Annotated in this window: 11 protein-coding genes; 4 read left to right on the forward strand and 7 right to left on the reverse strand. The window is 69.3% G+C overall.

Annotation, left to right across the window (positions count from 1 at the left end; all coding sequences use genetic code 11):
* Positions 1-5 precede the first annotated feature (5 nt).
* Positions 6-944 carry a LysR family transcriptional regulator gene (locus AC1KAR_RS10790; protein WP_480317310.1) on the reverse strand — a complete coding sequence of 313 codons (939 nt, stop codon included), beginning with the start codon at positions 942-944 and terminating at the stop codon, positions 6-8.
* A 115-nt stretch (positions 945-1059) separates the two neighbouring features.
* Between AC1KAR_RS10790 and AC1KAR_RS10795 the strand changes: the two genes are divergently transcribed.
* Positions 1060-2580, forward strand: coding sequence for a CoA-acylating methylmalonate-semialdehyde dehydrogenase (locus AC1KAR_RS10795; RefSeq protein ID WP_480317312.1), 1521 nt, complete (start codon positions 1060-1062; stop codon positions 2578-2580).
* Between the two features lie 107 nt (positions 2581-2687).
* Here the strand turns inward: AC1KAR_RS10795 and AC1KAR_RS10800 are convergent, their stop codons facing one another.
* The 3 genes from AC1KAR_RS10800 to AC1KAR_RS10810 are packed head-to-tail and all read right to left on the reverse strand — an operon-like array spanning position 2688 to position 6522.
* Positions 2688-5213: a cbb3-type cytochrome c oxidase subunit I gene (locus tag AC1KAR_RS10800; RefSeq protein WP_480317314.1), complete on the reverse strand. Its 2526-nt coding sequence runs from the start codon at positions 5211-5213 to the stop codon at positions 2688-2690.
* Positions 5210-6139 carry a cytochrome c oxidase subunit II gene (locus tag AC1KAR_RS10805; protein WP_480317316.1) on the reverse strand — a complete coding sequence of 310 codons (930 nt, stop codon included), beginning with the start codon at positions 6137-6139 and terminating at the stop codon, positions 5210-5212. The genes AC1KAR_RS10800 and AC1KAR_RS10805 overlap by 4 nt, the downstream gene beginning before the upstream one ends.
* Positions 6136-6522 (reverse strand): c-type cytochrome, encoded by a 387-nt coding sequence (locus tag AC1KAR_RS10810; RefSeq protein WP_480317318.1) that lies wholly within the window; start codon positions 6520-6522, stop codon positions 6136-6138. Before AC1KAR_RS10810 ends, AC1KAR_RS10805 begins: the two co-directional genes overlap by 4 nt.
* A gap of 37 nt (positions 6523-6559) precedes the next feature.
* On the opposite strand from AC1KAR_RS10810, the gene AC1KAR_RS10815 reads away from it, so the two are divergent.
* Positions 6560-7480 (forward strand): c-type cytochrome, encoded by a 921-nt coding sequence (locus AC1KAR_RS10815; protein ID WP_480317320.1) that lies wholly within the window; start codon positions 6560-6562, stop codon positions 7478-7480.
* A gap of 40 nt (positions 7481-7520) precedes the next feature.
* Positions 7521-8846 (forward strand): PQQ-dependent sugar dehydrogenase, encoded by a 1326-nt coding sequence (locus AC1KAR_RS10820; protein WP_480317322.1) that lies wholly within the window; start codon positions 7521-7523, stop codon positions 8844-8846.
* 22 nt (positions 8847-8868) lie between these two features.
* Here the strand turns inward: AC1KAR_RS10820 and AC1KAR_RS10825 are convergent, their stop codons facing one another.
* Positions 8869-9789, reverse strand: a complete 921-nt coding sequence (locus AC1KAR_RS10825) for a DUF2145 domain-containing protein (RefSeq protein ID WP_480317324.1) — start codon at positions 9787-9789, stop codon at positions 8869-8871.
* A complete protein-coding gene (locus tag AC1KAR_RS10830; RefSeq protein WP_480317326.1) occupies positions 9786-10247 on the reverse strand; it encodes a hypothetical protein in 462 nt (153 codons plus the stop codon). The genes AC1KAR_RS10825 and AC1KAR_RS10830 overlap by 4 nt, the downstream gene beginning before the upstream one ends.
* 219 nt (positions 10248-10466) lie before the next feature.
* Between AC1KAR_RS10830 and AC1KAR_RS10835 the strand changes: the two genes are divergently transcribed.
* Entirely contained in the window at positions 10467-11888 is a 1422-nt protein-coding gene (locus AC1KAR_RS10835; protein ID WP_480317328.1) for a hypothetical protein, read from the forward strand.
* A gap of 76 nt (positions 11889-11964) precedes the next feature.
* Here AC1KAR_RS10835 and AC1KAR_RS10840 read toward each other — a convergent pair whose 3' ends face one another.
* On the reverse strand, positions 11965-12942 hold the full coding sequence (locus AC1KAR_RS10840) for a Bug family tripartite tricarboxylate transporter substrate binding protein (protein ID WP_480317330.1): 978 nt from the start codon (positions 12940-12942) through the stop codon (positions 11965-11967).
* Positions 12943-13098: the final 156 nt, after the last annotated feature.

Here is a 13098-nt window from a genome sequence, read left to right on the forward strand (position 1 = left end):
GGGCGTCATACCTCGAACCCACCGCTCAGGTGCGCGCGCAGATGCGCCACCAAGGCTTGCACGGCCTTGGGCGTGGTCGGGCTCCACGGGTGCATGGCATAGATGGCGTCGCCGAACACCCCGACCGGCCGCCACGCGGGCAGCAGCACGCGCAGCTTCCTTGCGCGCAGGGCCGATTCGGCGCTGAAGTCGGGCAGCAGTGCGATGCCCTGGCCGGCGAGCGCGGCATCGCGCAGCACCTCGCTGTTGTTCGCGCGCAGAGGGCCTTGCACCGTCACGTTCACGCGCTCGGGGGCGCGCGTGCCGCGCTCGAACTGCCACACCGGCGCACCGGTGCGCAGGTAGGTCAGGCAATCGTGCGCGGCCAGGTCGCCCGGGTGCGATGGCGTGCCGCGGCGCTTGAGGTAGGCGCTGCTGGCCACCAGCACCGAGCGCGAGGCGCACAGCTTCCAGGCGACGTGGTTGTCGGGCGGGGCACTGGTGTGCCGCACGGCGAGGTCGAGCCCCTCGTGGGCGAGCGTCAGCAGCCGGTCGGACAGGTCGAGGTCGATGCGCACCTCGGGGTGCTGGCGTGCAAACAGCTCGATCAGCGGTGCCACATGCTGGCGGCCCAGCGCCACCGGTGCCGTCAGGCGGATGAGCCCGCGCGGTGCGGATGCAAGCTCGCGCGCCTCGGTCACGCTGCGCGCGATGTGCGCGAAGCTCTCGGCCGTCTGGTCGACGAGCCGCTGGCCGGCCTCGGTCAGGCGCACCGATCGCGTGGTGCGCAGCACCAGCGTCTGGCCGACGGCGCGCTCGAGCTCGGTGATGCGCTGGCTCACCGCGGCCTTCGACATGCCCAGCCGCTGCGCCACCTTGGTGAAGCTCGCCGATTGGGCGAGCAGCGTCAGGGCATGGACTTGCGGCCAGAGGAGGTCGATGCGTTGATCGGGCAACGAGGCCATTGGTTTGCACGGGTGGATAACGATTGTTCAGTCTATCGAACAATGAAGTCACCGCCATGCGGTTGGCAGGGCGGGTGTCGGCGCCTAGACTGGGTCGGTTGAACAGGAGATGACCATGGGCGCACCCGAAGCGTTTGCAGCCACCCACGACGTGGGCCACTACATCAACGGGCGCGTGCTCCCGGGGCGCAGCGGGCGCAGCCAGCCGGTGTTCAACCCGGCCACGGGCGCGGTCGCGCGGCAGGTGGCGCTCGCCGACGCCAGCGAGGTGAACGATGCAGTGGCCGCTGCGGCCGCCGCCTTCGCGGCCTGGGCCGACACGCCGCCGATCCGCCGGGGCCGGGTGATGTTCAAGTTCCTCGAACTGGTGAACCAGCACAAGGACACGCTGGCCGCAATGATCACCGCCGAACACGGCAAGGTGTTCACCGACGCGCAGGGCGAGGTCAGCCGCGGCATCGACATCATCGAGTTCGCCTGCGGCATCCCGCAGTTGCTGAAGGGCGACTACACCGAGCAGGTGTCGACCGGCATCGACAACTGGACGATGCGCCAGCCGCTGGGCGTGGTGGCCGGCATCACGCCGTTCAACTTCCCGGGCATGGTGCCGTGCTGGATGTTCCCGGTGGCCATCGCCGCGGGCAACTGCTTCGTCCTCAAGCCGAGCGAGCGCGATCCGTCGCCGTCGATCTTCATGGCCGAGCTGCTGAAGCAGGCCGGGCTGCCCGACGGCGTGTTCAACGTCGTGCAGGGCGACAAGCTCGCCGTCGACACGCTGCTCACGCACCCCGACGTGAAGGCCATCAGCTTCGTCGGTTCCACGCCGATCGCGCAGTACATCTACGAGACCGGCGCGCAGCACGGCAAGCGCGTTCAGGCGCTTGGCGGCGCGAAGAACCACATGGTGGTGATGCCCGATGCGGATCTCGAGCAGACCGTCGATGCGCTCATCGGTGCCGGCTACGGCTCGGCCGGTGAGCGTTGCATGGCGATCAGCGTGGCGGTGGCAGTGGGAGATGTGGCCGACAAGCTGGTGCCGGCCCTGGCTGCGCGCGCCAAGACACTCAAGATCAAGAACGGCATGGCGCCCGACGCCGAGATGGGCCCGATCGTCACTGCGCAGGCGCTCGATCGCATCACCGGCTACATCGAGCACGGCGTGAAGGAGGGCGCCCAACTGGTGGTCGATGGACGCGGGCACACCGTCGCGGGCCATGAGAAGGGCTTCTGGATCGGCGGCACCTTGTTCGACCACGTGACCCCCGAGATGAAGATCTACAAGGAAGAGATCTTCGGTCCGGTGCTCGCCGTGGTGCGTGTGCCCGATTTCGCCGCCGCGGTGAAGCTCGTCAACGACCACGAGTTCGGCAACGGCGTGGCCTGCTTCACGAGCGACGGCAACGTGGCGCGCGAGTTCGCGCGGCGCATCCAGGTGGGCATGGTGGGCATCAACGTGCCCATCCCGGTGCCCATGGCCTGGCACGGCTTCGGCGGCTGGAAGAAGAGCCTCTTCGGCGACATGCACGCCTACGGCGAAGAGGGCGTGCGCTTCTACACCAAGCAGAAGAGCGTGATGCAGCGCTGGCCGGCGAGCATCGCCAAGGGTGCGGAGTTCGCGATGCCGACGGCGAAATAGGGCCCCCCCGGTCGCTTCGCTCAGCCCCCGAGGGGCTCCACCCATCGGACGGGCGGAGCCGGATCCTTGGGCGTGGCTTGATGGGCGGGTCGCTTCGCTCCCTTGCGTTACATCCAACTCGGGAGCATCTGGATGAACAGCATCGTGATCACACCCTGTGCGGTCACGCCGTGCCAGAAGAGCCCGATGTTGTCGAGCGTGGCGCGGCTGCGTGGCGTGAGCAGGCCGCTCCACAGGCGCAGCAGCAGGTAGGCGGCCATCAGGGCCAGCACGACGGCGTGAACGGCCAGCCAGGCCAGCAGCGTGGCGACCGTCGCACTCCATGCATTGAGCGTCGGCGAGAGGCCTGCATCCTGGTGCGCAGTCATGCCCGCGAAAAGGGCTGCGGCCATGCAACCCAAGGCGCCGAGCAACGCGGCGTATGCCAGAGGGCGAACACGGAACGCGCTGCGCCGTGCGGCATGCATCAGCACCGAGCCCAGCAGCCACAGCACCACGCTGAACCCCACCGAGGCCCAGGCCGGCAGGCGCGCGCCGCCGGGCGGGCACACGTCGGCGGCCATCGACACGTGCAGGTGCGCGTAGGCGAGCGAGGCGAAGATGGTCAGGTCGACCACGACCAGCACCACCATCGCCCACCACGAGGGCGAGCGGATGCCGCGCCCGCCGACGTCGACGTGCAGCCTCGAACCGATCGGCACCATGGGCGCGGCCGGTGGCCGATCGCTCGCCCACAGCCAGACCAGCAGGGCGACGAGCCCGCCGATGCCGAACGCAAAGGCGGGCGCGAGCCACTTCACCGTGAGCAGCAGAAAGAACCCCGCGGTGCCCAGCCCGGCGAGCAGGGGCGCCCAACCATCGCCCGGCAGGGGCTGCACCTGCCACGGCCGCGCGACACGGGGGCTTGTGACCAGCGCCTCGCGCCCGCCGGTGGCGGTGCCGGGCAGCCAGTGCTGGCCGGCCTCGACCTCGCGTGCCAGGCCGGGTTGGTCCCACAGCGGGTCGGCCGAGCGCACCTGCGGCACGCTGCGTGCGCCGTAGTTCGCCGAGGGCAGCCATTCCATGCTCGCTGCCAGCCAGGGGTTGCCATGCGGCTGGCGGGGCCGCCGCCAGGTGCGCAGCGCGTCGATGGCAAACATCAGCACGCCCGCCGCGAACACGAAGGCGCCCGCGCTGGACAGCAGGTTGGGCAGATCCCAGCCCAGGCCGGCCTCGTAGGTGTACACGCGCCGCGGCATGCCGAGCAGGCCGCTCACGTGCATCGGGAAGAAAGCGAGGTTGAAGCCGATGAACATCAGGCCGAACACCCAGCGCGCCAGCCGCTCGGAAAGGGTGTGCCCGTTCATCAGCGGTGTCCAGTGGTAGAGCGCGGCGAAGAGGGGGAACACCATGCCGCCGATCAGCACGTAGTGCAGGTGGGCGACGATGAAGTAGGTGTCGTGCACCTGCGCGTCGAAGGGCAGCACGGCCACCATCACGCCCGTCAGGCCGCCGAGCACGAAGATGAAGAAGAAACCCAGTACGAAGAGCGCCGCCGCGGTGAACTGCAAGCGGCCTTGCCAGAGCGTCGCGATCCACGCGAACACCTGCACCGAAGTCGGGATGGCGATCGCCAGGCTCACCACCGAGACCACGGCCGTCGCCCAGGGGGAGAGCCCGGCGGTGAACATGTGGTGCGCCCACAGGCCGAAGCTCATCACGCCGACCACGGCGAGCGCGCCCACGATGGCGTGCCGCCCCACGAGGCGCGTGCGTGCCAGCGTGGGCACCATCATCGAGACCAGGCCTGCGGCGGGCAAGAAGATGATGTAGACCTCGGGGTGGCCGAAGAACCAGAACAGGTGTTGCCACAGCAGCGGGTCGCCGCCGCGCCGTGCGTCGAAGATCGGCCAGTCGAAGCTGCGTTCCAGTTCGAGCAGCGTGGTGCCGGCGATCACGGCCGGGAACGCGAACACGATCATGAAGCCCACCACCAGCATGGCCCACGCGAACACCGGCATGCGCGTGAGCGTCATGCCCGGAGCGCGCGTGAAGAGAATGCCCACGATGAGCTCGATCGCACCGGCGATGGCCGAGATCTCGATGAAGCCGATGCCCAGCAGCCAGAAGTCGGCGCCCAGGCCCGGCGAATGTTCGGCTCCGGTGAGCGGCGGGTACATGAACCAGCCCCCGTCTGGCGACAGACCCACGAAGACGGTGCAGAAGAAGGCCACACCACCGATCGCATACGCCCAGAAGGCGTAGGCGCTCAGGCGCGGGAAGGGCAGGTCGCGGGCACCCAGCATGCCCGGCAGCAGATACACCGCCACCGCCTCCACCACCGGCACCGCAAACAGGAACATCATCACCGTGCCATGCATGGTGAAGACCTGGTTGTAGGCCTGCGGGCCGAGCAGCTCACTCCCTGGCAGCGCGAGTTGCGCGCGCATCAGCAGCGCCAGCACGCCAGCACCCACGAAGAAGAGCAGCGCGGTGCCAATGTAGAACAGGCCCACGTGCGTGTTGTTCACCGACGAGGCAATGCGCCAGCCGCGCGGCGGCTTCCAGGCGGCTTCGAGCCGCGCGAGCTCGTCGGCGGGGCGCGGCAGTTCGTTGGGCAGATGCGGACTCGGGTGCGGGTTTGTGTCGTTCATTGCAACTGCGCCAGAAAGTGAGCCAGTGCCGCGAGCGAGGCGTCGTCGAGCTGCGCAGACGGCATGCGCGCGCCGGGCTTGTGGGCCTGCACTCCGGCCATCCAGCTGCGCAGGGAAGCTTCGCTGTTGGGCAGCGTGCCGGCACCGAGCGCGAGGCGGCTGCCCACGTGCGTGAGGTCGGGGCCGAGCACGGCGGCCTCGGGGCCGAGCCCGCGCACGGTGTGGCATGCGGCGCAGCGCTGTTCATCGAACACCTGCCGGCCGCGCTGCGCGAGCGGCCCGCCCGGCGTGCGTGCGGGTTGCGCTTGGGCTTCGAGCCACTGCGTGAACGCGGCAGCGTCATGCACGCTCACGTGGAGCGCCATGCGTGCGTGCTGTTCGCCGCAGAACTCGGCGCACTGGCCACGGTAGCGGCCTGCGTCGACCGAGCTGAGCCGCAGGTGCAGCATGCGCCCGGGCAGCATGTCGACCTTGCCGCCGAGCGCGGGCACCCAGAAGCTGTGGATGACGTCGCTGCTCGTGAGCGCGATCGTCACCGGCCGGCCGGTGGGCAGGTGGATCTCGTTGGCCAGACGCACGTCGCGGCCGCTGTGCGGGTCGCGGTAGTGCACCTCCCACCACCAGTTGTGCGCGGTCACGCTCACGTGCAGCGCTCGGGCATCGTGCGCGGCCGCGGCCCGCGTGCTGGCACCGGCCATCCAGAGCAGCAGGCTGGCGAGCACCGCCACCGGCAGGCCCACGCCGGCACCCAGCACCCAGCGCCGCGGTGCCGCGGCATGGCGTTCGCGCCGCAGCAAGGCCCAGGCGAGCACGCCCATCACGAGCAGGAAGACCAGGCCCGCGCCGACGATCAACACCCACGACACGTTGGCCGCATGCGTCGCCTCCGGCGAAGCCGGGGCCAGCACCGAGGGCCACCCGTTCAACGCAGGCTCCGAAGGTAGGCCGCCATGGCGCGGGCATCGGCTGCCGAGACGCCCATGGCCGGCATGGTGGTGCCCGGCACAAGCGCCGCCGGATTCACCAGCCAGCGCGCGAGGTTCTCGTCGGTGTTGGGCACGTGGCCCGCGATGTAGCTGCGCCGGCCGAACGCATCGAGCGTGACGGCCACCTGGCCTCGCGCGGCCGGCACCCCCGGGATCACATGGCAGCTGCCGCACTGATGCTGCGCGATGAGGTCGCGGCCCCTGCGGGCTTCATTCGTGTCGCCTGCACCCGCGGGGCCGTCTGCGGGCGAGCATGCGATCAGCGTGCACTGCAGCATGCCGAGGGAACACAACTTGCGGATCATCGGCAGGGCGCTGTCCATGCACTCATGCATCAAGAAGCGTTCCAACACACTCACCATGCCAGAGCACGAACATCACCCGGTAAAGCCTACGGATGCGCCCGCCGCACTGCCGAAAGAATTACGCGGGCGCTGGGCTGCGTGGCAGATCGTTCTCGCCACGCTCATGGTGGTGATCGGTCTGGCGGGCATCGGCGGTGCCGCGTTCGTGGCCAGCGGCCACTACGACATCAGCGTCACGGCGCAGCACACGGCGCCGGTGTACCGGCTGCTCGAGATCACCATGCAGCGCTCGGTGCAGCGCCGTGCGCTCGACGTGGCGGTGCCGCCACTCGGCGCGGTTGCGCAACAGCAGCGCGGTGCCGTCTGCTACCGCGACAACTGCATGCAGTGCCACGGCGGCCCAGGCGTGGCGCAGCATCCCATCGGCCTGAGCATGCAGCCGCTGCCGGGGCCGCTCGTCGACGCGGCGACGCGCTGGAGTGCAGCCGAGTTGTTCTGGATCACGCGCGAAGGCATCAAGATGAGCGGCATGCCGGCCTGGCGCTACCGCATGCACGAGGGCGACCTGTGGGCGGTGGTGGCCTTCCTGCGGCAGTTGCCCGGGCTCGACCCGCGAGACTTTCGCGCGGCCATCGATGCGACCGATACCTGCACGTCAGCGCCTATCGAATCGGCCGTCGAAGCGCAAGCCATCCAGGCCGATGCCGAGCGCGGCAAGATCGCCCTGCAGCAACACGCGTGCACGGCCTGCCACGTGATCCCCGGCCTGGCCGGCGCCGAGGTCCACGTGGGGCCGCCGCTCGCCGGCCTCGCGCGGCGGCAGCGCCTTGCGGGTGCCGTGGCCAACACGCCCGAGCAGCTCGTGCGCTGGATTCGCGAGCCCCATGCTATCGACCCGCTGACGGCCATGCCCACGCTGGGTGTGTCGGAAGCCAGCGCGCGCGACATGGTGGCTTACTTGTCGACCCTGGACTGAGGCGCGGAAGATGATGGCACCCACCTTGCCAATGGATCACATGAACAGACGCAACGCACGCAACACACTCATCGCGCTGGGCCTGGCCGCGCTGCTGGCTGCCTGTGGCGAGAAGGCCTCGCTCACGGTGGCCGACGGCACCGGGCCCGCGCCGCAACTGCCCGCGCCCAACAAGACGCTGATCCCCACGGTGAACATCGCGCCGGCCAAGGGCTGGCCGGCCGGCACCTTGCCGGTGGCGGCCGATGGCGCGAGCGTGGCGGTGTTCGCCGACAAGCTCGACCACCCGCGCTGGGTCTATGTGCTGCCCAACGGTGACGTGCTCGTCGCCGAATCCAACGCCCCGCCCAAGCCCGAGGGCAGTGGCGGGGGTGGCGTGCGCGGCTGGGTGATGAACAAGGTGATGACCAAGGCCGGAGCGCGAACGCCCAGCGCCAACCGCATCACGCTGCTGCGCGATGCCGATGGCGACGGCGTGGCCGAAGTGCGCCGCGTGTTCCTGCAGGGGCTCAGCTCGCCCTTCGGCATGGCGCTCGTCGGCAGCGAGTTCTTCGTCGCCAACGCCGACGCGCTGGTCAAGTTCCCGTACAAGGAAGGTGACACGCAGATCAGTGCGGCCGCCACCAAGGTGGTCGACCTGCCCGCCGGCATCAACCACCACTGGACCAAGAACGTGATCGCCAGCAAGGACGGCAGCAAGCTCTACGTGACCGTCGGCTCCAACAGCAACGTGGCCGAGAAGGGCATGGAGATCGAAGAGGGCCGCGCCGCGATCTGGGAGGTCGACACCCGAAGCGGCGCGCATCGCATCTTCGCGTCGGGCCTGCGCAACCCCAACGGCATGGCCTGGGACGCATCGGGCGTTCTGTGGACAGTGGTGAACGAGCGCGACGAGATCGGCAGCGACCTCGTGCCCGATTACCTGACCTCGGTGCGCGACAACGCCTTCTACGGCTGGCCCTACAGCTACTACGGCCAGCATGTCGACGAGCGCGTGCAGCCTCAGCGCCCCGAACTCGTGGCCAAGGCGGTCGTGCCCGACTACGCGCTCGGGCCGCACACCGCATCGCTCGGCCTGGCGTGGTCCGAAGGGAACACGCTGCCGGCGCCCTTTGCCACCGGCATGTTCATCGGCCAGCACGGCTCGTGGAACCGCAAGCCCCTCAGCGGCTACAAGGTGATCTTCGTGCCCTTCGGCAGCGACCACAAACCGAGCGGCCCGCCGATCGACGTGCTGAGCGGTTTCCTGACCAAGGACGAAGAGGCCTATGGCCGCCCGGTGGGCGTGGCGCTCGACAAGCGCGGCGCGCTGCTGGTGGCCGATGACGTCGGCAACGTGATCTGGCGGGTGGCGAAGAAGCCTTGAGAGGGCGACCTGAAGCCCGGCTTCAGAGCGCGACCACCGTGTCGCCTTCGCGCGGTACGCAGCCTTCGGCAATGGGTGTCCAGCCGCGGTGCACGACGATATGCCGGTTGGTGTGGCAGAACTCCGTGCGCTGCGCGCCGGGGTGCATCTGCCGCACGAAGGTCTCGAGCGAGGCGGGCATGCTCACGCGGTAGCGGGTGAGTTCGAGCTCGGCCTGCGGGTGGTCATCGCTGTGCACCCAGGGCACGAAGATCGACGCGAGCATCAGCAGGCCGCCGACCTCGATCGCATCGGGCTGGTAGCCCTGCTGATGCAACCAGGCCTGCGCGGCGGCGCGGGGGGCGTCGCCTGCCGGGGCAGGCTCCAGGCCCCAGGCGATGGCCATCATCTCGGCCACCCACTGGTTGCAATTCTGGTAGTGCAGGCTGTAGGGGTAGGCGTTGGCGCTGTAGGCACCGCCGAGCAGTGCGAGCGCCTGGCGGTTGTCGCGTGCGCTGCGCGCGAGCTGCGCGCCGGCCTCGGGCGGCAGCCACACCACCGAGATGTAGCCGATGTCGGGGTCGTCGGTGCCGAGCAAAAAGCCCGACATGCCTTGGTCGTACACGCGCGGGCGGCGCTCGTCGCAGGCGTAGTACAGCTGGCGCACGGCCCAGGGCGTGTCGGGGCTGTCGCGCAGGCTGAGCCCCGCATGCGAGTAGCGCAGGCCGAAGCGGTCGAGCGCGAGGCCTGAGCGCGACACCAGCGCCACCGGTTGGTCGAGGCGTGCAAGCTCGTCCTTGATGAGGGCGCCCAGGCGAAACAACTTGTCCTTTTGCTCGATGCTGAGGTCGAGCGGGCGATCGCAGTAGCGCATGCTTTCCGCCTGCGCCGGCAACGCCATCAGCAAGCCTGGCAGCCCCAGCAGCGCGGCCGCCAGGCCCGCGCGCAGGGCGCGGCCGGTCAAAGCACCACGGCGTTGGTCTGCAGCTCGCGGTACCACGCGTCTTGCAGCACCAGGTAGAACGCGCGGCCGGTGTCGGCCTTCGCGAACTCCACGCCATAGGGGCGGGTGCGTGCCGATACCGTCTCACCGACGGCCACCGGCGTCTGGGCCAGCGTTTGCGCCGGCACATACAGATAGAAGGAGTCGTCGGCCTCGGCCACGGCCTGCAGCTTCATGCGCAGCATGCCGGGGCGCTCGGCGACTTCAGCCACCTCGGTCAGCTTGTAGTCGCCCGCGGCCACCTTGTCCTTCTTGGACGACGCGTCGCTGGAGGTTTCGAACGATGTCGAGACGCTGCCCACAGACGCCGAAGAGCCTTCGGACGAAGCCGACGAGGCCGACGAGCCGGCATGGGCGCCCAAGCTGGCACAGGCCAGCGCGATGGCGAGGAGGGCGGGGCGGAAGGAGAAGGAGTTCATCGTGGGTCCTGACGGCAGTCGTACTTCAGTGCGGCAGCATAGTCCAGAGCGAATTGCCTGCGGCAGCGCCGCCCGCGCAAACGACTCGCTCGCCGTGCAGTTCTGCCGCGCGTGGCGCAGGTCTACATCAGCTTACGTTTCAAGCTGTGAATGGCTGACCTCCAGACGGAGCGGCGTCCGCAGAATCCGGCTCGTCATCAAAGGGAGATCCAAGAAAACATGAACCGTGTCAATGCACTCAACGGCCGCCTGGCGCGGCTGATCCAGCTTCAGCTCGCGGCCTGTCTGGTGATCGCGGGCTGCGGCGGAGGTGGGGGTGACGACCAGCGCAGCGCGCCGAACCCGCCCCTCCCCGAGACCGAGGCAGCACCACCGCCGCCCGCGTCTGCTCCGTCGCCATCGCCATCGCCATCGCCATCGCCATCGCCACAGCTCAGCGCGGCGTGCGCGTCCTTCTACGCCGCGAACTTCACGCTCACCGGCACGCGCGTGGCTGATGCCATTCCCAGCCTGAGCGAGCCCGCCAAGGGCGTGGCCGTTGCCGACCCCACCTACCGAACCTGCCTCGTGCGTGCCACCGACCACACGGCCGATGGCCTCGCCACCTTTGCGCGCAACGACTACTCGCGCCGCCAGGCCTTCAATGCCGACAGCACGCGGCAGCTGATCTACAGCTACGACGGCAGCTGGCATCTCTATGACGCCAACACCCGCGCCCGCATCCGGCAGCTCAGCGGCCCAGCGGGTGACGCCGAGCCGCAATGGCACGCCACCAACCCCGAGCTGCTGTATTACCTGCCCACCAACGGCGTGGGCATGCAGCTGCGCGAGTTGAACGTTTCGACCAACACCAGCCGTGTGGTGGGTGACTTCGGCGCGCGCCTGCGGGCGCTGTGGCCGACGGCGAACGCCGCCTGGACGAAGTCCGAGGGCTCGCCGTCTGCCAACGGCCGCTACTGGTGCTTCATGGTCGACGACGCCGGCTGGGGCAGCGTGGGCCTGTTCACCTGGGACCGCGACACCGACACCATCACCGGAACGCGCGCCACCAATGGGTCGAGGCCCGACCACGTGAGCATGTCGCCGAGCGGCAACCATTGCGTCGCGTCATGGGTCGGCGCGCCTGGCACGGTGGCGTTCAGCCGCGACTTCTCTCAGCAGCGCGTGCTGCTGGCCAACCGCTCCGAGCATTCGGACATCGCGATCGACGCGAATGGCGACGATGTCTACGTGGCCGTCGACTACGGCTCGAACGCTGGCGATGTGTTCATGGTGAACATGCGCACCGGCGTGCGCACCGCCTTGTTCCCCACCTACCTGGCCGGCACCACCACCGCCTTGCACGTGTCCGGCAAGGCCTTCGCCAATCCCGGCTGGGCCCTGGTGAGCACGTATGCCGACGGCGGCAGCCCGATGCAGTGGCTGCACCGCAAGCTGCTGGCCGTGCAGCTTGCGGCCAACCCGCGTGTCTACACGCTCGCCCACACCCGCGTGGCCAGCAACGGCTACTGGTCGGAGCCGGTGGCGAGCGTGAACCGCGACTTCACGCGCATCGCGTTCAACTCCAACTGGGGCAGTGGCAGCGCGCTCGACGTCGATACCTACGTGGTCGAGATCCCCGCCGGCGCGCTGCGGCCCTGATCGCACGCGTGGCGGGCTGAAAGCAAGACAGGGCCCGAGCGGGCCCTGTCCAGGGTGAGGAATGTGCCGAAGCCGTTCAGTCGCCCTTGAACCCGGTGGCCTTCACCACCGCGGCCCAGCGCGGCGCCTCGGCCTTGACCATGGCCTCGGACTCGCTGCGCGACGTGCCGGTGACGGTGAAGCCCGCGTCGGTCAACTTCTGCTTCACCTCGGGCGATTGCACCGAGGCCACGATCTGCTTGTTCAGCACATCGAGCGCGGCAGCCGGCGTGCCGGCCGGCGCGAAGATCGCGAACCAGGCCGAGAAGTCGACCTTGGGCAGGCCGGCTTCGGTGAAGGTTGGCACATCGGGCAGCAGCGGCGATCGCGTGGCCGAGGTGGTGGCCAGCGCGCGCATCTTGCCCGCCTTGATCTGTGCCGAGCCGAGTGCGGTGGACACGAAGGCACCTTGCACGTCACCCGCCACGATGGCGGTGATGGCGTCGCCCGTGGCGCGGTAATGAATGGGCTCGACCTTGAAGCCTCCTTGCTCGGCCAGCATCTCCGAGCCAAAGTGCCCCGGCGTGCCGGCGCCGAAGGTGGCGAAGTTCATGCGGTCCTTGGTGGCCTTGCCGGCCTTCACGAAGTCGGCCACGGTCTTGTGCGGCGAGTTCACCGGCACCACCAGCAGGAAGTCCGAGCGCACCACCTCGGAGATCACGACCAGCTCCTTGGCCGGGTCGTAGGGCAGCTTGCTGAAGGCCGGCGGCGCGATGCTGATCGAGCCCACTTCACCCAGCAGCAGCGAGTAGCCGTCGGCCGGGCTCTTGGCCACCGCCTGCGTGGCGATCTGGCCGCCCGCGCCGGCGCGGTTGTCGATCACCACCGATTGCTTCAGGTTGGCTTCGAGCTTCTGGCCGACAAGGCGGGCCACCACGTCGGGCCCGGTGCCGGGCGGGAAGCCGACGGTCAGCTTGAGGGCGTGGTCGGGGAAGCTCTGCGCCAGGCCCAGGGCGGGCAAGGCCAGCGCGAGGCTGGCGGCGGCGGCGAGCAGGCTGCGGCGTGCGAATGTCATGTGGGTCGTCTCCTTGTCGGTGAGTGTGCGCGCGGGTGGCGCCGGGCCGTGTCATCCCAAAGGTGGACAAGTCGTCATCTTCTGGGATGACCCGGCGCGGCCGCGGGCGGCGTATCGTTGCCGAGGTTCAGACCCCACGCAAGCGACGACTCCACA

The organism is Piscinibacter sp. PDB1-1 (assembly GCF_056675995.1).

What these genes read in the sequence shown, in the direction of transcription:
- AC1KAR_RS10795 (WP_480317312.1), top strand. Translation starts at nt 1,060, where the DNA reads ATGGGCGCACCCGAAGCGTTTGCAGCCACCCACGACGTGGGCCACTAC.
- AC1KAR_RS10830 (WP_480317326.1), bottom strand. Translation starts at nt 10,247, where the DNA reads ATGAACTCCTTCTCCTTCCGCCCCGCCCTCCTCGCCATCGCGCTGGCC.
- AC1KAR_RS10835 (WP_480317328.1), top strand. Translation starts at nt 10,467, where the DNA reads ATGAACCGTGTCAATGCACTCAACGGCCGCCTGGCGCGGCTGATCCAG.
- AC1KAR_RS10840 (WP_480317330.1), bottom strand. Translation starts at nt 12,942, where the DNA reads ATGACATTCGCACGCCGCAGCCTGCTCGCCGCCGCCGCCAGCCTCGCG.
- AC1KAR_RS10815 (WP_480317320.1), top strand. Translation starts at nt 6,560, where the DNA reads ATGCCAGAGCACGAACATCACCCGGTAAAGCCTACGGATGCGCCCGCC.
- AC1KAR_RS10820 (WP_480317322.1), top strand. Translation starts at nt 7,521, where the DNA reads ATGAACAGACGCAACGCACGCAACACACTCATCGCGCTGGGCCTGGCC.
- AC1KAR_RS10810 (WP_480317318.1), bottom strand. Translation starts at nt 6,522, where the DNA reads ATGGACAGCGCCCTGCCGATGATCCGCAAGTTGTGTTCCCTCGGCATG.
- AC1KAR_RS10800 (WP_480317314.1), bottom strand. Translation starts at nt 5,213, where the DNA reads ATGAACGACACAAACCCGCACCCGAGTCCGCATCTGCCCAACGAACTG.
- AC1KAR_RS10790 (WP_480317310.1), bottom strand. Translation starts at nt 944, where the DNA reads ATGGCCTCGTTGCCCGATCAACGCATCGACCTCCTCTGGCCGCAAGTC.